The sequence below is a fragment of the Arthrobacter pityocampae genome (genome assembly GCF_002927275.1).
Classification (GTDB): domain Bacteria; phylum Actinomycetota; class Actinomycetes; order Actinomycetales; family Micrococcaceae; genus Arthrobacter_D; species Arthrobacter_D pityocampae.
Genome location: NZ_PRKW01000003.1, coordinates 54,883 through 72,378, shown reverse-complemented (window position 1 = coordinate 72,378; position 17,496 = coordinate 54,883). Strand labels below are relative to the sequence as shown.

17 protein-coding genes are annotated in these 17,496 nt (G+C 71.4%); 14 read left to right on the top strand and 3 right to left on the bottom strand.

Annotated elements, in window-relative coordinates; translation table 11 throughout:
• Positions 1 to 8 precede the first annotated feature (8 nt).
• Both dapB and C4K88_RS06795 read left to right on the top strand, forming a co-directional pair.
• Positions 9 to 782, top strand: coding sequence for a 4-hydroxy-tetrahydrodipicolinate reductase (gene dapB / locus C4K88_RS06800; RefSeq protein WP_104120895.1), 774 nt, complete (start codon positions 9 to 11; stop codon positions 780 to 782).
• Between the two features lie 11 nt (positions 783 to 793).
• Positions 794 to 1,273: a hypothetical protein gene (locus tag C4K88_RS06795; protein WP_104121273.1), complete on the top strand. Its 480-nt coding sequence runs from the start codon at positions 794 to 796 to the stop codon at positions 1,271 to 1,273.
• A gap of 63 nt (positions 1,274 to 1,336) precedes the next feature.
• Here the strand turns inward: C4K88_RS06795 and C4K88_RS06790 are convergent, their stop codons facing one another.
• Positions 1,337 to 2,518, bottom strand: coding sequence for a heparan-alpha-glucosaminide N-acetyltransferase domain-containing protein (locus tag C4K88_RS06790; RefSeq protein ID WP_104120894.1), 1,182 nt, complete (start codon positions 2,516 to 2,518; stop codon positions 1,337 to 1,339).
• Positions 2,519 to 2,600: 82 nt separating this feature from the next.
• Between C4K88_RS06790 and dapA the strand changes: the two genes are divergently transcribed.
• The 6 genes from dapA to C4K88_RS06760 all read left to right on the top strand — a co-directional run bounded on the left by dapA (position 2,601) and on the right by C4K88_RS06760 (position 9,859).
• Positions 2,601 to 3,539, top strand: coding sequence for a 4-hydroxy-tetrahydrodipicolinate synthase (dapA, locus tag C4K88_RS06785; protein ID WP_104120893.1), 939 nt, complete (start codon positions 2,601 to 2,603; stop codon positions 3,537 to 3,539).
• The gene (locus tag C4K88_RS06780; protein WP_104120892.1) at positions 3,536 to 5,236 is read left to right on the top strand and encodes a ribonuclease J; all 1,701 of its coding nucleotides are present in this window, start codon (positions 3,536 to 3,538) and stop codon (positions 5,234 to 5,236) included. Before dapA ends, C4K88_RS06780 begins: the two co-directional genes overlap by 4 nt.
• A gap of 76 nt (positions 5,237 to 5,312) precedes the next feature.
• The gene (locus C4K88_RS06775) at positions 5,313 to 8,204 is read left to right on the top strand and encodes an FtsK/SpoIIIE family DNA translocase (RefSeq protein ID WP_104120891.1); all 2,892 of its coding nucleotides are present in this window, start codon (positions 5,313 to 5,315) and stop codon (positions 8,202 to 8,204) included.
• An 81-nt stretch (positions 8,205 to 8,285) separates the two neighbouring features.
• Complete coding sequence (locus C4K88_RS06770; protein WP_241521798.1) at positions 8,286 to 8,801, top strand: CDP-alcohol phosphatidyltransferase family protein; 516 nt, start codon at positions 8,286 to 8,288, stop codon at positions 8,799 to 8,801.
• Positions 8,798 to 9,295 (top strand): CinA family protein, encoded by a 498-nt coding sequence (locus C4K88_RS06765; RefSeq protein WP_104120889.1) that lies wholly within the window; start codon positions 8,798 to 8,800, stop codon positions 9,293 to 9,295. The genes C4K88_RS06770 and C4K88_RS06765 overlap by 4 nt, the downstream gene beginning before the upstream one ends.
• 123 nt (positions 9,296 to 9,418) lie before the next feature.
• Positions 9,419 to 9,859 (top strand): helix-turn-helix domain-containing protein, encoded by a 441-nt coding sequence (locus tag C4K88_RS06760; protein ID WP_104120888.1) that lies wholly within the window; start codon positions 9,419 to 9,421, stop codon positions 9,857 to 9,859.
• A 61-nt stretch (positions 9,860 to 9,920) separates the two neighbouring features.
• On the opposite strand, the gene C4K88_RS06755 is transcribed toward C4K88_RS06760, so the two are convergent.
• Positions 9,921 to 10,430, bottom strand: coding sequence for a MarR family winged helix-turn-helix transcriptional regulator (locus C4K88_RS06755; protein ID WP_104120887.1), 510 nt, complete (start codon positions 10,428 to 10,430; stop codon positions 9,921 to 9,923).
• A gap of 208 nt (positions 10,431 to 10,638) precedes the next feature.
• Between C4K88_RS06755 and C4K88_RS06750 the strand changes: the two genes are divergently transcribed.
• The 6 genes from C4K88_RS06750 (at position 10,639) to dapF (ending at position 16,695) form a co-directional block, all read left to right on the top strand.
• Entirely contained in the window at positions 10,639 to 10,857 is a 219-nt protein-coding gene (locus C4K88_RS06750; protein ID WP_104120886.1) for a DUF3046 domain-containing protein, read from the top strand.
• 211 nt (positions 10,858 to 11,068) lie between these two features.
• The gene (recA, locus tag C4K88_RS06745; protein WP_104120885.1) at positions 11,069 to 12,112 is read left to right on the top strand and encodes a recombinase RecA; all 1,044 of its coding nucleotides are present in this window, start codon (positions 11,069 to 11,071) and stop codon (positions 12,110 to 12,112) included.
• A gap of 6 nt (positions 12,113 to 12,118) precedes the next feature.
• The gene (locus C4K88_RS17735; RefSeq protein ID WP_241521754.1) at positions 12,119 to 13,120 is read left to right on the top strand and encodes a regulatory protein RecX; all 1,002 of its coding nucleotides are present in this window, start codon (positions 12,119 to 12,121) and stop codon (positions 13,118 to 13,120) included.
• A gap of 128 nt (positions 13,121 to 13,248) precedes the next feature.
• A complete protein-coding gene (gene miaB, locus C4K88_RS06735) occupies positions 13,249 to 14,835 on the top strand; it encodes a tRNA (N6-isopentenyl adenosine(37)-C2)-methylthiotransferase MiaB (RefSeq protein ID WP_104120884.1) in 1,587 nt (528 codons plus the stop codon).
• Positions 14,832 to 15,743, top strand: coding sequence for a tRNA (adenosine(37)-N6)-dimethylallyltransferase MiaA (miaA, locus tag C4K88_RS06730; protein WP_104120883.1), 912 nt, complete (start codon positions 14,832 to 14,834; stop codon positions 15,741 to 15,743). Before miaB ends, miaA begins: the two co-directional genes overlap by 4 nt.
• 4 nt (positions 15,744 to 15,747) lie before the next feature.
• Positions 15,748 to 16,695, top strand: a complete 948-nt coding sequence (gene dapF, locus C4K88_RS06725) for a diaminopimelate epimerase (RefSeq protein ID WP_104120882.1) — start codon at positions 15,748 to 15,750, stop codon at positions 16,693 to 16,695.
• A gap of 103 nt (positions 16,696 to 16,798) precedes the next feature.
• On the opposite strand, the gene C4K88_RS06720 is transcribed toward dapF, so the two are convergent.
• Positions 16,799 to 17,407, bottom strand: a complete 609-nt coding sequence (locus C4K88_RS06720) for a class I SAM-dependent methyltransferase (RefSeq protein ID WP_104120881.1) — start codon at positions 17,405 to 17,407, stop codon at positions 16,799 to 16,801.
• Between the last annotated feature and the right edge of the window lie 89 nt (positions 17,408 to 17,496).

The following is a 17,496-nucleotide window of genomic DNA, read 5'->3' as shown; positions in this document are numbered from 1 at the left end:
TGGAGGGCATGACTGAACTACTGCCGGTGGCCGTGCTGGGCGCCAGGGGTCGCATGGGGGCGGAGGCCGTCCGCGCGGTCGAGGCGGCGGAGGACCTCGAGCTCGTCGCTGCCCTCGGCAGCAGCGACCCCCTCGACTCGCTCGTCTCGGCCGGTGCGCGCGTCGTCGTGGATCTGACCGTGCCCGACGCGACCGTCGGGAACGTCTCCTTCGCCGTCGAGCACGGCATGCACGCCGTCGTCGGGACCACGGGCTGGACCGCCGACCGCCTCGCCCGGCTGGAGACCCTCCTGGCCGGTACACCGGCGACCGGCGTGCTGATCGCCCCGAACTTCGCGCTCGGCTCCGTGCTCGCCACCGCCTTCGCGGCCGCCGCGGCCCGCTACTTCGACTCCGTCGAGATCGTGGAGCTCCACCACCCGGACAAGGTCGACGCCCCCTCCGGGACCGCCGTGCGGACCGCGCAGCTCGTGGCCGCCGCGCGGTCCGCCGCGGGCGTCCCCGACGCGCCGGACGCGACCCGGGACCAGCTCGACGGCGCCCGCGGCGCGCGCGTGGACGGCGTCCCCGTGCACTCCGTGCGGCTCCGCGGACTGACGGCCCACCAGGAGGTCCTCCTCGGCAGCGCAGGGGAGCAGCTGACCATCCGCCACGACTCCTTCGACCGCGCCTCCTTCATGCCCGGCGTCCTCCTCGGGATCCGGTCCGTGGCCCGGCACCCCGGGCTGACCGTCGGCCTCGACGGCTACCTGAACCTGCAGACCGGCGGGACGGGGTCGTGACGTCGAACCCGGTGGCAAGGTTCTACCAGCGGCACAAGGTGAAGGCGGGCGTGCTGTTCATCACGGCGCTGCTCGTCTTCTGGCTCGCGGTCGCCTTCCAGCGCAGCTTCCTCCTCCTCGGCGATCCTGAGCCCGTGGCCAAGGCCCTGGGTGCCGGGTACCTCCTCCTGCCCTGCATCGGCGCCTGGGCCCTGATCCGGGAACTGCTGTTCGGCGCCCGGACGGAGCAGATGGCCCGCCGGCTCGGTGCCGAGGGCGGCCTGCCCGTCGATGACCTCCCGAGGACTCCCGCGGGGCGGATCGTGCGGTCCGCGGCCGACGCCGCCTTCCCCGCCTACCAGGCCGAGGTGGAGGCCGATCCGGAGAACTGGCGGGGCTGGTTCAGGCTCTCCTGCGCGTACGACGCCGCGGGCGACCGCAAGCGTGCCCGGCGCGCCATGCGGGACGCCGCCGCGCTGTACCGGGAGCACGGAGCGGGCACCCCGTCCTAGCGGGACGCCGCCGCGCTGTACCGGGAGCACGGAGCGGGCACCCCGTCGTAGGGGGCGTCGGCGTCAGCGCCGTACCTGGGTGCGACTGTCCCGGGCTGCGTTCGCTGCACCGGACGCGAGCAGCTCCAGGGGCCCGCGGGAGTGCAGGCGCTGGAACAGGATGCCGATCGCGATCGCCGCGACGACCTGCAGCCAGAGCACCAGCAGCGGATCCGGTTGCGGGACCAGTTCGTCCGCCCAGCTCATGACGCACACGTGCAGGGCGTACAGGGTCAGCGTCATGGCGCCCGGCGCCGAGAGCGGCAGGAGCGCCTGCGGGAACCGGCGGGTGAGCAGCAGGCAGAGCCCGACGACCGCCGCAGCGGAGCCCGCCACGTGCACGAGGTCCAGCGGGGCCCCCGAATGGGGAGCGCTGACCGCGAGCCACCACCACGAGCCCGACTGGTCCACAGCCTCGAGCCCGACGTCGAGCATGGCCTCCAGCGGGTAGCGGCTGCCGTCCGGCGTCGCCAGGAGCGCGGCGAGGCCCCCACCGGGCCCGAGGAGCTGGGCGCTGAGCAGCCGGGCCCCGACCGCGGCGAGCACGCCCACGCCGAGGAGTCCCAGCTGCACGCGGAGCCGCGACAGGTCCAGCCGCCCGATCACGAGGCCCACGAGGAGGAAGCCGAGCCACTGCAGCACGGGGTAGTACCCCGTGAGGAAGAGGTCCGCGGCGAGCGTCCCCGGGACGAGGAAGTGCTCGAAGACGGGATTCCCGTCGACGGAGGGCGGGTCCACGACCGCCGTCACCATCGGCCGCAGCAGGTAGGCGGCCACCGGGGCCACCAGCAGCCAACCGGCTGCCCACGCCGCGAGCGCCCGCAGCCGCAGCCCCACGAACGGCAGGGCCAGGAGGAAGAGCACGCCGTAGTGCACGAGGATGATCGCGATGTTCGTCTCCACGCCGCCGAGGACGAACCCGATCAGGGCGATCACGACCGCACGGACCGCGATGCCCGTGCGGTCGGCGGAGAGCGTCCGGTCGCGGTGGGGGACGTGCCCTCCCGTCAGCAGGGCCAGGCCGATACCGGCGACGACGGCGAACAGACCGGACGCGCGGCCCGAGAACAGCAGGGCCGTCCAGGTGGCGTCCGTGGTGCCCGGTACGTAGAGGGGCAGGACGTGGGTGCTCATCATGCCGAAGAGGGCCACGCCGCGCGCCGCGTCGATCCCGGTCAGGCGGCGGGGCGCGGACGTCGAGTGCATCCAGTCATGGTCCCACAGGTACCTCCCGGCTCCCCGGCGCCGGGTCCCACCGGGTCCTGCCCGACCGGGTAACGTTTTACCCATGCCTGAAACCCCCTCCCGCATCCTTCCGTTCGGTTCGCTCGTGGCCGCCATGGTCACGCCGTTCACCGACGACGGCGGCGTCGACTTCGATGCCACCGCCGCCCTCGCCGCGAAGCTCGTCGACGACGGCTGCGACGGCCTGGTCGTCTCCGGCACGACGGGGGAGACCTCGACGCTCGAGGACTCCGAGAAGGAGGACCTCTACCGGGTGGTCGCAGAGACGGTGGGCGACCGCGCCCGGGTCATCGCCGGCACGGGCACGAACCACACCTCGCACTCGGTGGAGATGGCGCGCCGGGCCGAGCGTGCGGGAGCCCACGCGCAGCTCGTCGTGACGCCCTACTACAACAAGCCCACGCAGGCCGGCGTGCTGGCCCACTTCGAGGCCGTGGCCGACGCGACGGACCTGCCGATCATGGTCTACGACATCCCCGGCCGGTCCGCCATCCCCATCACCACCGAGACGATGCTCCGGCTCGCGGAGAACCCCCGGATCGGCGCATTGAAGGACGCGAAGGCGGACTTCAGCGCCATCACGCGGGTGCTCGCCGCCACCGACCTCGACGTGTACGCCGGCGACGACGCCCTCACCCTGCCGTGGATGGCCGCCGGCGCCGTCGGCGTGGTGAGCGTCAGCGCGCAGGTCGCCACCGTCGCCTTCCGTGCGCTGGTCGACGCCGCGACCGCCGGCGACCTCGACGAGGCCCGCCGGATCCACTTCGCCCTCGACCCCGTGGTGCGCGCCGTGATGACCCACCTCCCGGGGGCGGTCTCCGCGAAGCAGATCCTGCGGCTGCGGGGGGTGCTCCCGAACGCCGTCGTCCGCCTGCCCCTCGTCGAAGCGGACGCGGACGAGCTGGCTCCGGTCCTCGCCGACCTGGCCGAGGCCGGCTGGGACGTCGGCGCTGCGGGGACCGCCCGGGTCGCCGGGGCATGAGCGACGCGGCCGGCGTCGGTCCCGCCCCGAGGGTCCTCCCTCCGGCGCTGGAACCGGGCACCCTGCGGATCATCCCGCTCGGCGGGCTGGGGGAGATCGGCCGCAACATGGCGGTCTTCGAGATCGACGGCAAGCTCCTCATCGTCGACTGCGGCGTGCTCTTCCCCGAGGAGACCCAGCCCGGCGTGGACCTGATCCTGCCCGACTTCTCCTCCATCGAGGACCGGCTCGACGACGTCGTCGGCCTGGTGCTCACGCACGGCCACGAGGACCACATCGGGGCCGTGCCGTACCTCCTGCGCCTCAAGGCCGACATCCCCCTCATCGGCTCGCAGCTCACGTCGGCGCTCGTCGAGGCGAAGCTGCAGGAACACCGCATCCGCCCCTTCACCCTCACAGTGTCCGAGGGGCAGATCGAACAGCTCGGGCCCTTCGAGTGCGAGTTCGTCGCCGTCAACCACTCGATCCCGGACGCCCTCGCGGTGTTCATCCGCACCGCGGCCGGCAACGTCCTGCACACCGGTGACTTCAAGATGGACCAGCTGCCGCTCGACGGCCGCATCACCGACCTGCGGGCCTTCGCGCGCCTCGGCGAGGAGGGCGTGGACCTCTTCATGGTCGACTCCACGAACGCCGACGTCCCGGGCTTCACGACGGCGGAACGGGAGATCGGGCCGGTCCTCGAGAACCTCTTCGGGAAGGTCCGGAAGCGCATCATCGTCGCCTCCTTCTCCTCCCACGTGCACCGCGTCCAGCAGGTCCTCGACGCCGCCCACGCCCACGGCCGCTTCGTGTGCTTCGCGGGCCGGTCGATGGTGCGCAACATGGCGATCGCCGCGCGCCTCGGCTACCTGAAGGTGCCCGAGGGCATCCTCGTGGACATCAAGAACGTCGACGACCTCCCGGACGACCGCGTGGTGCTCATGTCCACCGGATCCCAGGGCGAACCGATGGCGGCGCTGTCCCGGATGGCGAACGGCGACCACCGCATCAGGGTGGGCAAGGGCGACACCGTGATCCTGGCGTCCTCGCTCATCCCCGGCAACGAGAACGCCGTGTACCGGGTGATCAACGGGCTCCTGAAGCTCGGCGCCGACGTGATCCACAAGGGCAACGCCACGGTGCACGTCTCCGGCCACGCCGCAGCCGGCGAACTCCTCTACTGCTACAACCTCCTGAAACCCCGGAACGTCATGCCGGTGCACGGCGAGACCCGCCACCTCATCGCCAACGGGAAGCTGGCGCAGCAGACGGGTGTCCCGGCGTCGAACGTCCTGCTCACCGAGGACGGATCCGTCGTGGACCTCGTCGACGGCCGGGCGCGCGTGGTCGGGGCGATCGAGTGCGGCTACGTGTACGTGGACGGATCCAGCGTGGGCGAGATCACGGACGCCGATCTCAAGGACCGCCGGATCCTCGGCGAGGAGGGCTTCATCTCCATCATCACGGTCGTGAACCGCAGCACCGGGACGATCGTGTCGGGACCGGACATCCACGCACGCGGATTCGCCGAGGACGACGCCGTGTTCGACGAGATCAAGCCGACGATCGCCCGGGCCCTCGAGGAGGCCGTGACGAACACGCCGGACCACACGACGCACCAGCTGCAGCAGGTCGTCCGGCGCATCGTCGGCACCTGGGTCAACCGGGGTTACCGCCGACGCCCGATGATCATCCCGGTGGTCCTGGAGGCCTGAGGACGCCACGCCCTCGGGCCCCGTCGACGCGCCGGGATTCGACGGATGAGGGGAGATCTCCGGTACCGTGAGGAGCATGGCCACTCGAACGTCCCCTGCCCCGCGGGGCCAGCACCAGACCCGCAGCAAGGGAGCGTCCGCCGTCGCGGGGTCCCCCCGGAGCAAGGGCCCGGCCAAGCCGCCCGCCGGTTCATCGGCCAAGGGGGCCGGCCGCGCCCCGGCGAAGACCCGCCAGGGCCCCGTGACACCCGCACCGCGGGACGAGGACCAGCTCGCCCTCCCGCTGCGGGCCGTCCGGGCGGTCTGGATGGGCACCGCGCGCGTCGTCGGCTCCGGTGTCCGGACCTTCGGGCACGACGTCAACCCGGACCGCGAGCTCCGCCGTGACGGATCCGGCTTCTTCCTCCTCCTGCTGGCCCTGGCCGTCGCCGCCGTCGAGTGGTGGGCCCTCAGCGGCACCGCCGCCGACGTCGTCCACGCGGCCGCCGGCGGCACCTTCGGCTGGATGGCGCTGCTCGTGCCGTTCATGCTCGGCCTCGGCGCCGTCCGCCTGTTCCGGTACCCGGAGCGGCACCGCGCCAACAACCGGATCGCCATCGGCCAGCTCGTGATCCTCTTCGCCGGCTCCGGTATCGCCCACCTCGTCGGCGGCCGCCCGGGCCTCTCCGACGGCCTCGACGCCCTGTGGCGCGCCGGCGGCGTCGTCGGGTTCCTCGTCGCGGGGCCGCTCAGCAGCATCCTCACGCCGTGGCCCGTGGGCGTCCTGCTCGCCGCAGCGATCTTCCTCGGCCTGCTCATCGTCACGGCCACCCCCTTCCGCCACATCCCGGCCCGCCTGCGCACCCTGTACGAGCACCTGATGGGCCAGGACCCCGACGCCGCGGCGGCCCGCCGCGACGACGGCCACGACCAGAGCTACCTGTACGAGACCCACGGGGCCACCGCGAAGCCCGAGCCGAAGCGCCGCAAGCGTCTGTTCGGCAAGGACAAGCCCGACACGTCCGCGAACGACCACGACCAGCACGACGACGGCTACGTGGGCGACGAGGCATTCGAACGCGCCGTCATCGAGGACGAGGAGCGGCGCGCCCGCGAGGCCGAGTCCGCCGTCCGCCCCGGCGTCCGGCGCCCCACGCGGCAGGAACTCGCCGCCGAGGAACTCAAGCGGTCGCAGGGCATCGGCACCCCGGACCGCGCGCCCGAGCGCGAACCCGAGGGCGCGACCGAGGCCATCGACATCGTCCCCGCCGCGAAGGCGCTCATCGTCCCGTCCACGCCGGTCCAGCCGCAGGTCCCACCCACGCCCATCCCGCAGCGCACCGAGCAGCTGCAGCTCGCCGGCGACGTCGCGTACACCCTGCCGCCGTCGGACTACCTGCCCGCGGGCACTCCGCCCAAGGAGCGCTCGGAGGCCAACGACGCCGTCGTCGCCGCCCTGACGCACACCATGGACCAGTTCAACGTGGACGCGAAGGTGACCGGGTTCTCGCGCGGCCCGACCGTCACGCGCTACGAGATCGAACTGGCGCCGGGCACCAAGGTGGAGCGCGTGACAGCGCTGTCCAAGAACATCTCCTACGCCGTTGCCAGCTCGGACGTGCGCATCCTCTCGCCGATCCCCGGGAAGTCGGCCATCGGTATCGAGATCCCGAACACGGACCGCGAGACGGTGTCCCTGGGGGACGTGCTGCGGTCCGGGAACGCCCGCAAGACGGACCACCCCATGGTGATGGGTGTCGGCAAGGACGTCGAGGGCGGCTTCGTCGTCGCCAACCTCGCGAAGATGCCCCACCTGCTCGTCGCCGGTGCCACGGGCGCGGGCAAGTCCTCGTTCGTGAACTCCATGATCACCTCCATCCTCATGCGCTCCACACCCGACGAGGTGCGCATGGTCATGGTGGACCCGAAGCGCGTGGAGCTCACCGCGTACGAGGGTGTGCCCCACCTCATCACGCCCATCATCACGAGCCCCAAGAAGGCCGCCGAGGCGCTGCAGTGGGTGGTCCGCGAGATGGACACCCGCTACGACGACCTCGCGAACTACGGCTACAAGCACATCGACGACTTCAACAAGGCCGTCCGGAACGGGAAGGTCGTCCCGCCCGAGGGCTCCAAGCGGGTCGTCCGCCCCTACCCGTACCTGCTGGTCATCGTGGACGAGCTCGCCGACCTCATGATGGTCGCCCCGCGCGACGTCGAGGATTCGATCGTCCGCATCACCCAGCTGGCGCGCGCCGCCGGCATCCACCTCGTCCTGGCCACGCAGCGGCCGTCGGTCGACGTCGTCACCGGCCTGATCAAGGCGAACGTGCCGTCCCGCATGGCCTTCGCGACCTCCTCCGTCACCGACTCGCGCGTGGTGCTCGACCAGCCCGGCGCCGAGAAGCTGATCGGCCAGGGCGATGCGCTGTTCCTGCCCATGGGCGCGTCCAAACCGATGCGCGTGCAGGGCGCCTGGGTCACCGAGTCGGAGATCCACCGGGTCGTCGAGCACGTGAAGGGGCAGCTCCAGGCCATCTACCGCGAGGACGTCGCGGTCGACGCCCCGAAGAAGCAGATCGACGACGACATCGGGGACGACCTCGAGGTCCTGCTCCAGGCCACCGAACTCGTGGTCACCACCCAGTTCGGCTCGACGTCCATGCTGCAGCGCAAGCTGCGCGTCGGATTCGCGAAGGCCGGGCGGCTCATGGACCTCCTCGAGTCGCGGGGGGTCGTGGGACCCTCCGAAGGGTCGAAGGCCCGCGACGTGCTGGTCAAGCCCGACGACCTCGCGCCCGTCCTCGCCGCCATGCGCGGGGACGAGCCGTCCGTGCCGGTCCAGCCGCAGTCCCAGGCGCCGATCGACCTCGTCGCCGACGACCTCGCCTCCCGGGCGCAGGCGGTCGACTACTACGACGGCGCCGACGCGTCCGGCTCCGACGACGACGGCGAAAGCACCGACGCCTGGAACCTCACCGGCAGGTAGCCTGAGAACGTGAACAACTCCCCGAGCCCGGCCGTGCCGGTCCTGAACATCGCGAACGTCCTCACGGTCGTGCGTATCCTCATGGTGCCGTTCTTCGTCTGGTTCCTCCTCCTCGACGACGGCCGCGACGGCCTGTTCCGCTGGCTCGCCGTCCTGGTCTTCGCGGCGGCGATCTACACCGACAAGCTCGACGGCGACCTGGCCCGTAGCAGGGGCCTGATCACGGACTTCGGCAAGATCGCCGACCCGATCGCCGACAAGCTGCTCATCGGCTCCGCCCTGATCATGCTGTCCTACCTGGGCGAACTGTGGTGGTGGGTCACCATCGTCATCCTGGTCCGCGAGATCGGGATCACCCTCCTGCGGTTCGCCGTGATCCGCTACGGGGTCATGCCCGCCTCGCGCGGGGGCAAGCTGAAGACGGTCGTCCAGACCGCCGCGATCCTGCTGTTCCTCATCCCGCTGCAGACCATGCTCGGGCCGTGGGCCTGGTGGCCCGCCGCCGCGGTCATGGCGGCCGCCGTCGTGATCACCGTGGTGACCGGCGTCGACTACATCGTCCAGGCCATCCGCCTCCGGGCCGCCGCCCGCTCGTGACCGGCGCGGGACGGGCGGCCGACGTCGTCGGGCTGGCCACGCGGCGGGGTCTCACCGTGGCCACGGCCGAATCCCTGACCGCCGGGATGGTCGCCGCAACGCTCGCCGACGTCCCGGGAGCCTCCTCCGTCCTGCAGGGCGGTGTAGTCGCCTACCAGATCTCTGTCAAGCAGAAGCTCCTGAACGTCGACGCCGACCTTCTTGCCCGCGCGGGAGCCGTCGATGCACGCGTCGCCGCGGCGATGGCGGACGGCGCGCGGGCCGCGTTCTCGGCGGACATCGGTGTCGCCACGACCGGCGTCGCCGGACCCTCACCCCACGAGGGGAAGCCCGTAGGGACCGTATTCACGGCGATTTCCACCGCGTCGGGCACGACGACGGCCGAGCATCACTTCTCCGGAGGCCGCGACGCGATCAGGGCGGCGTCCCGTGATGCGGTGCTCGACGAGCTCCACGCGGTGCTGGTCGGGGGAACAAAGAGTGACCAAGGGTAGTTATATAGTCTGTCGGCCGTTGATAGGGTTGGCGACTCAGGCTCAAGTAGAACGGGCAGGTCATCATCACGGGGCGGTCGTCCATCGGACGCCGCCACATTATGAGGGAGCAAGGCGATCCAGATGGTAAAGCAGCCCGTATCCGTAAACGGCGTGGTCCGTTGGCGTGATGTGGGGTTGGCGGATGATGCACAACGCAAGCCCAAGGAGCGCAAGCTGGTGGTTCTCCGCCACGAGATCGGTGACGTCCTCCGGGACGTGCGCCAGCGCCAGGGCCGTACCCTGCGTGAGGTGTCGCACAGTGCGAGGGTCTCCCTCGGATACCTCAGCGAGGTGGAGCGTGGACAGAAGGAAGCATCTTCCGAACTCCTCTCATCAATCTGCAGTGCACTCGAGGTGCCACTCTCCTCGATGCTCCGGGAGGTCAGTGACCGCCTGGCAGAAGCAGAAGGCGTGTCGATCCCCGACACGATCCCCCAGGAGTTCTCCCGCGAATTCGGGGACGACCTCACGGACGATCTGAACGACGACTTCCGCCGGGGGCTCGCGGCCACGAACCGCTAGTCACCCGTACAAGGAAGGCCCGTCCCCGGTACGAACAGGGGACGGGCCTTCCTGCCGTCTGCTACCAGTTGTCGCGGGTGTAGGTGTTGTTGAGCTGCGCGATCAGGGTGCCGAGGCGGGTGAGGTCCTCCACGTCCCAGTCCTCCATGAGCTGGTGGAAGGCCTGCTTCCGGGCGGTCTGCGCGGCCACGAGCTGCCGCGTGCCGGCATCCGTCAGCGAGATGGACTGCGCCCGGCCGTCGAGCGGGTCCGCTTCCTTCCGGACGAGGCCCAGTTGCTCCAGCATCGCGATCTGCCGGCTGACGGACGGCTTGCCCACTCCCACGCTCGCGGCGATGTCGGTGAGGCGCATCGAGCCCTCGCGCTGCAGGATCACCAGGAGTCCGTACGCTGCCGGTTCCATGTCGGGGTGCACCCGGCGCGCCACCTTGTAGGAGTTCGACCGGGCGCGGCGCCACAGCATGCTCAGCTGCTGTTCCAGGGCTTCGATGGCCACGTCGGTGTCGGCATCCTCCCCGGGATAGCCTGCCCGGCCCGGGCCGGGGTCGGTGGTGCTCGGCTTCGCATTCATGGGGCCATTCTAGGGCGACGGGGCGGAATCGCCATGCCCCACCGCCTGAATCGTGATACGGACCGCGCATTCCGGGTGCGAGTCATCCTCTCGGGTGATTCCGCCGGGACGCTACAGGTGATCGGTGTGCCGGTGGTGCGGACAGGACCGAGAATGGTAGGAGTGTCGGAACGGACGACCGGCCCACGACGAGAGCAAGGGACAGCGTATGCGGTTGAGCGACTTCTGGCGGTTGATGGACGACGAGTTCGGGGAACGCTACTCGCGGACGCTGGCCCGCGATCTCGTCGTCGACGGCCTGGGGGACAGGACGGCGTCCGAGGCGCTGGGCGCGGGCACCGATCCGAAGACCGTCTGGGAAGCGGTGTGCCGGGCGCAGGATGTGCCCGTCAGCCGCTGGCTCGGCCGGGACGTCACGCCGCGCTGACCCGAGGGTCCGTCCGTCCCGCGGCCCGGGGACACACGGAGGAACGGCCAGATAATCGAATATCTGTTCGGACAGGGATAGAATGGACGAACGGCCCGAGCGCTGTTGTGCACATGGCGACGACCCCTCCGCAAAGTGTCGGTGCGGGCCCCTACAGTCGAATCGAACACGTAATCACAGGCCGGCAGGCCATGAACAACCGAGGTGAAGAATGGCCGCTCCAGACCGCGAGAAAGCCCTAGAAGCTGCTCTCGCCCAGATCGACAAGCAGTACGGCAAGGGCTCGATCATGCGACTCGGGGACGAGACCAGGGCCCCTATCGAGACCATCTCCACGAGCTCCATCGCCCTGGATGCGGCTCTCGGCATCGGCGGACTGCCCCGCGGCAGGGTCGTCGAGATCTACGGTCCCGAGTCGTCGGGTAAGACCACCGTCGCCCTCCACGCCGTCGCCAGCGCCCAGCGCAACGGCGGCATCGCCGCCTTCATCGACGCCGAGCACGCCCTCGACCCCGAGTACGCGAAGAAGCTGGGCGTCGACACCGACGCGCTCCTCGTCTCGCAACCCGACACCGGCGAGCAGGCGCTCGAGATCATGGACATGCTCATCGGTTCGGGCTCGATCGACATCGTCGTCATCGACTCGGTCGCGGCCCTCGTGCCCCGCGCCGAGATCGAGGGCGAGATGGGCGACAGCCACGTCGGCCTCCAGGCCCGGCTCATGAGCCAGGCGCTCCGCAAGATCACCGGCCGGCTCGCCCAGACCAAGACCACGGCCATCTTCATCAACCAGCTCCGCGAGAAGATCGGCGTGTTCTTCGGCAGCCCCGAGACCACCACGGGCGGCAAGGCGCTGAAGTTCTATGCGTCGGTCCGTATCGACGTGCGACGCATCGAGACCCTGAAGGAGGGCGTCAACCCGGTCGGCAACCGGACACGCGCCAAGATCGTCAAGAACAAGATGGCCCCGCCGTTCAAGCAGGCCGAGTTCGACATCCTGTACGGCTACGGAATCTCCCGTGAGGGCGGCCTGATCGATGTCGGTGTCGAGAACGGACTGGTCAAGAAGTCCGGCGCCTGGTTCACCTACGACGGCGACCAGCTGGGGCAGGGCAAGGAGAACGCCCGGAAGTTCCTCAAGGACAACCCGGGTCTGGCCGACGAGCTCGAGCAGAAGATCAGGGTGAAGCTGGGCATCGGAGTGCAGCCGGAGGAGCCGGACGCCCCCAAGCTCAAGGCCGTCAGCGGCGAGTAGGCCCCGGTGGCATCGGAGACCGGACCGGACCCGGGCGGTTGGGGGACCTCCTACGACCTGTTCGGCTCGGACAGTTCCGCCGAACCGGCGAGCCCCGAGCAGCCACGGCCGCCCCGGTCCGCACGGCAGAAATCGTCGCGGTCGGCGTCCTCCTTCAGCAGGTCGACGTCGGCCCGGGGGCAGGGGACTCCGCGGGCCCGGCGCCGCGGAGGCCCGTCAGGCCGGGCGTCCTTCGATGATCCGTTCGGCCCGGTGGTCGGTGCCTCCGCCGACGCCGACCTGCCTGATGGTGCGTTGGCCGACGACGCACGGCCCGACGAGGCCCTGTTCGACAGTCCCGAAGCGGGCGACGGAGACGACACCGGTCGGCGCGCACGCGGCGGCGGACGCCGGTCCCCGGGAGCGCGGCGCGGGCGTCGCGGCGACGGCGGGTCGCCCGGCGGCGCAGGCAACTCCCGCACGGGCGCAGATCCCCGCGACACCGCGGATGATGCGGCGTCGGGGGAGGACGCGCACATCCGGACCGACGAGGAGTGGACGTCGCTCGCGCGGTCGGTCCTGCTCCGCCAACTGGCCCTGGGGGCGCGGAGCCGGCATCAACTCGAGCGGAAGCTCGCCGAGCGGGACGTGCCATCGCCGATCGCCACAGCCCTCCTCGACAGGTTCGAGGAGGTGCAGCTCATCGACGACGCCGAGTTCGCCCGCATGTGGGTGCGCACCCGCACCGCCGCCAAGTCGCTCTCCCGGTCCTCGCTCCGGCGCGAGCTCGCGGACAAGGGCATCGACGCCGACCTGGCAGAAGACGCCCTGCTGCAGCTCTCCGACGAGGACGAGGACGAACAGGCCCGGGACGTCGTGCGCCGCAAGCTCCGCCGCAGCGCCGACCTCGCGGACCGCACCGTGCGGGAGAAGGAGATGAAGCGCCTCGTCGGGGTGCTCGCCCGCAAGGGGTACAGCCCCGGCAGGGCGTTCTCGATCGTCAGGGACGTCATCGCCGACGCCGGGTGACCGCATCGGACAGGGCCAGGCCTGGCATCGGGAGGGGCGCCGGGATTGTGGGGGCTCCGCCTGCCCGCCGTACGCTTGAGGACGTGAGTACGACACTTCCCGTCTCCCTCGATGAGGCCCCCCGCAGCATGCCCGACGCGCCTGATACACGAAGGGCGCCCGGCCTGACCGCAGCGGCCGCTCCGCCCGTCGCGCCCGGAGCAGGCGACCGGCGCACCTACGAGGTGCGGACGTTCGGCTGCCAGATGAACGTGCACGATTCGGAGCGGATCTCCGGCCTGCTCGAGGGCGCCGGACTGTCGCGCGTGGAGGGCGGTCAGGCGGACGTCGTCGTATTCAACACCTGCGCGGTCCGGGAGAACGCGGACAACAAGCTCTACGGCAACCTCGGGATCCTCAAGGCCGTCAAGGAGGCCCGACCTGACCTGCAGATCGCCGTCGGCGGGTGCCTCGCGCAGAAGGACCGGGAAACCATCCTGAAGAAGGCGCCCTGGGTGGATGCCGTCTTCGGCACACACAACATCGGCGCACTGCCCGCCCTGCTCGAGCGGGCACGCCACAACCAGGACGCCCAGCTGGAGATCCTGGAGTCCCTCGACGTCTTCCCCTCGACCCTGCCGACGCGGCGGGAGTCGGTCTACGCCGGCTGGGTCTCCATCTCCGTGGGGTGCAACAACACCTGCACGTTCTGCATCGTGCCGTCGCTGCGGGGCAAGGAGCGCGACCGCCGGCCGGGGGAGATCCTCGCCGAGATCGAGGCCCTCGTCGCGGACGGCGCCGTCGAGGTCACACTCCTCGGCCAGAACGTCAACTCCTACGGCGTCGAGTTCGGCGACCGGGGTGCCTTCGCGAAGCTGCTGCGTGCCTGCGGCTCGATCGAGGGCCTCGAGCGGGTCCGGTTCACGAGCCCCCATCCGGCAGCGTTCACCGACGACGTGATCGACGCGATGGCCGAGACGCCGAACGTGATGCCGCAGCTGCACATGCCTCTGCAGTCGGGCTCGGACCGCGTCCTCAAGGCGATGCGCCGGTCGTACCGGTCCAGCCGCTTCCTCGGCATCCTGGAACGGGTCCGCGACCGGATGCCCTCCGCCGCCATCTCCACGGACATCATCGTGGGCTTCCCGGGCGAGACGGAGGAGGACTTCCAGGCCACCCTCGACGTCGTCGAACAGTCCCGCTTCGCCACGGCCTTCACCTTCCAGTACTCCAGACGGCCCGGGACCCCCGCCGCGGACCTGCCCGACCAGCTGCCCAAGGCCGTGGTGCAGGAGCGCTTCGAGCGACTGACCGCCCTGCAGGACCGCATCAGTCGCGAGGAGAACGCCCGGCAGGTCGGGACGGTGGTCGAGGTGCTCGTCACCGACCAGCAGGGCCGCAAGGGCGGCGAGACGCACCGGCTCACCGGACGTGCACGGGACCAGCGGCTCGTCCACTTCTCAGTCCCCGACGGCGGCCCCGTGCCCCGGCCGGGGGACGTCGTGACGGTGCCCGTCACCGAGGCGGCCTCCTTCCACCTGCTGTCGGACCCCGCGCCGGAGCAGTACGCCGTGCGCCGCTCCCGGGCCGGCGACGCGTGGGACAGGAGCCAGGCCGACTCCTGCGGTGTCCCCGCCCCGTCCGGTGCCGGGCCCGACGGCGGCGGTCCTGCTGGTGCCCCGCGGCCCGTCGCGCTGGGGATGCCGTCCCTGCCGGTCCGTGGAGGGCGTCCTTGACCCTTCCCGTGGTCGCGGTCGTCGGCCCCACGGGGTCCGGCAAGTCGGAGCTCGGGATCGCCCTGGCCCGGCGCCTCGATGGGGAGGTCGTCAACGCCGACGCCCTCCAGTTCTACCGCGGCATGGACATCGGGACGGCCAAGCTGCACCCGGCGGAGCGTCAGGGCATCGACCACCACCTGCTCGATGTCCTGGACGTCACGCAGGAGGCGAGCGTCGCCGCCTACCAGGAGGACGCCCGCCGAGTCATCGGGGAGATCCGTGCCCGGCACCGGGTGCCCGTCCTCGTCGGCGGATCCGGCCTGTACCTCCGCGCAGCGCTCGACAATCTCGAGTTCCCGCCGACCGACCCCGCTGTGCGTGCCCGCCTCGAGGCGGAACTCACCGCCACCGGGAGTGCGGCGTTCCGCGGGCGCCTGCGGGCCGTGGACCCTGCCTCCGCCGACCGGATCGACGACGACCGTCGGCTCATCCGCGCCCTCGAGGTGCACGAGATCACCGGACGGCCGTTCAGCGCCTTCATGCCGCGCCGGGAGTACCACCAACCCGCCGTGCAGATCGGCCTCGCCGTCGACCGCGACGTCCTGCGGGGACGGCTCGCCGACCGGGTCCACGCGATGGTGCGGGCCGGGCTCGCGGACGAGGTCGCCCGCCTCGCCGGGGCCGGGCTCCGGGACGGGCGGACGGCCTCGCGCGCCCTCGGATACGGGCAGTTCCTCCGGGTGCTGGACGGCTCCATGACGGAGGCCGACGCCGTCGAGGACACCATCGCCGCGACCCGCCGATTCGCCCGGCGCCAGCTGACCTGGTTCCGCGGGGACCCGCGTGTGGCCTGGACCGACTGGCAGGCTCCCGGCCTCGTCGACCGCGCGGTCGGCCTGGTGCAGCGGCACGGGGACCTATCCTAGAACGGTGACCGACCACCGAGCCTCCGCCACTTCCGGGCAGTCCGCCGGCCTCTCCTTCACCAAGGGCCACGGCACCGGCAACGACTTCGTCCTGACCCTCGACCCGGACGCTTCGGCCCCCGACGACGCAGCCTTCGTCGCCGCGCTCTGCGACCGGCACCGGGGGATCGGTGCCGACGGCTACATCCGCGCCGTGCGGTCGTCCGCCCTGCCCGAGGGTCGGGCACTCCTGCAGACCGCGCCGGAGGCCGAGTGGTTCATGGACTACCGCAACGCGGACGGGTCCGTGTCCGAGATGTGCGGCAACGGCGTGCGCGTCTTCGCCCACTTCCTGCTCTCCTCGGCGGTGGCGGACCTCCCCGAGGGTGGTGAACTCGCCATCGCCACCCGCGCGGGCGTCAAGCGCGTGACCCGCTCGCACGACGGCTACGCGGTGGATATGGGCCCGTGGGAGTTCATCCACCCCGACGCCGCCGTCGCCCGCGGCATGGACTCCCTCGTGGAGATCGGCGGGCTCGACGTCGATCGCCCGGCCCTGTCCATCAGCATGGGCAACCCGCACACCGTCGTCGCGCTGGCCGAGTCCGCCGAACTGCAGAGGACCGAACTGCACCGGGCCCCCACCGTGCAGCCGGTGCCGCCGGAGGGGACCAACGTGGAACTCGTGGTGCCCGCCGATCCGCTGGTGGGCGACGACGGCGTGGGCCGGCTCAGCATGCGCGTCCACGAGCGGGGCGTCGGTGAGACGCAGTCCTGCGGCACCGGAGCGTGCGCCGCCGCGGCGGCCACGCGCTTCTGGGCCGGCCAGGGCGCGCCGACGCGGTGGCAGGTGGCCGTCCCGGGCGGCGTCGTCGGCGTGGAGTTCGTCGACGGCCCCGACGGCCGCGAGCACGTCCTGCTCAGCGGCCCCGCGGCCCTCGTCGCCGAGGGCGTTCTCCTGCCGTCCGACTGATCGGGTCGGGCCGGCCGAGCCGGACGAGCGAGCCGGACGACCGAGTCGGCCGACCGAGTCGGACGACCGAGTCGGGTCGGGTTGGTGCCCGTGCAGGCCGGGGTCAGTCCGCGCGATGCACCTCGAGGATGCGGAAGGATTTCGACGTGTCCGCACGGCGCACCCGGAAGCCCTCCGGCAGCTCCTCGGCCAGCCAGCGCTGCAGCGAGTCCGCGCCGAGGTTCTTCTGCACCACCAGCCAGGCGCGGCCGCCCGGGGCGAGGCGCGGAAGCCACCGCAGGAGCAGCGCGTGCAGTTCCTGCTTGCCGATGCGAATGGGCGGGTTGGACCAGATGGTGTCGAACTCCAGGGCGTCGTCCACGGTGTCCGGGGTGCCGGCCGCCACATTGCGCAGTCCGAGGCGCGCCGCGTTCTCCGCAGTCAGCGCGATGCAGCGCTCGTTGACGTCCACGGCGTGGACCTCGGCGTCGGGCGCCTTCAGGGCCATCGTGAGGGCGATCGGCCCCCATCCGCAGCCGATGTCCAGCAGGCGGCCGCCCGGGGGATCAGGGACGGCGTCGAGCAGGATCGCGGTGCCCTTGTCCACGCCGTCGGGGCTGAACAGGCCCGACGACGTCACGAGGTCCCGGCGCACCCCGCCCAGGACGACGGAGAGCGGTCGGCGGGTGTCCGGCCCTGCGGGCTGGGCGCTGAAATAGTGCTGGGACTCCATGGACAGAAGCCTATCGGCACGCCGGAGGGACCTCCGTGCGAGCGGGTTTCGCGCTGGGAGAATACGCTGGAGCCCGCCGGGCGCCCGCC

Coding starts and splice junctions, on each gene's coding strand:
- dapB (WP_104120895.1), top strand. CDS start 9: ATGACTGAACTACTGCCGGTGGCCGTGCTGGGCGCCAGGGGTCGCATG.
- C4K88_RS06790 (WP_104120894.1), bottom strand. CDS start 2,518: ATGCACTCGACGTCCGCGCCCCGCCGCCTGACCGGGATCGACGCGGCG.
- dapA (WP_104120893.1), top strand. CDS start 2,601: ATGCCTGAAACCCCCTCCCGCATCCTTCCGTTCGGTTCGCTCGTGGCC.
- C4K88_RS06780 (WP_104120892.1), top strand. CDS start 3,536: ATGAGCGACGCGGCCGGCGTCGGTCCCGCCCCGAGGGTCCTCCCTCCG.
- C4K88_RS06775 (WP_104120891.1), top strand. CDS start 5,313: ATGGCCACTCGAACGTCCCCTGCCCCGCGGGGCCAGCACCAGACCCGC.
- C4K88_RS06770 (WP_241521798.1), top strand. CDS start 8,286: ATGGTGCCGTTCTTCGTCTGGTTCCTCCTCCTCGACGACGGCCGCGAC.
- C4K88_RS06760 (WP_104120888.1), top strand. CDS start 9,419: ATGGTAAAGCAGCCCGTATCCGTAAACGGCGTGGTCCGTTGGCGTGAT.
- C4K88_RS06755 (WP_104120887.1), bottom strand. CDS start 10,430: ATGAATGCGAAGCCGAGCACCACCGACCCCGGCCCGGGCCGGGCAGGC.
- C4K88_RS06750 (WP_104120886.1), top strand. CDS start 10,639: ATGCGGTTGAGCGACTTCTGGCGGTTGATGGACGACGAGTTCGGGGAA.
- recA (WP_104120885.1), top strand. CDS start 11,069: ATGGCCGCTCCAGACCGCGAGAAAGCCCTAGAAGCTGCTCTCGCCCAG.
- miaB (WP_104120884.1), top strand. CDS start 13,249: ATGCCCGACGCGCCTGATACACGAAGGGCGCCCGGCCTGACCGCAGCG.
- C4K88_RS06720 (WP_104120881.1), bottom strand. CDS start 17,407: ATGGAGTCCCAGCACTATTTCAGCGCCCAGCCCGCAGGGCCGGACACC.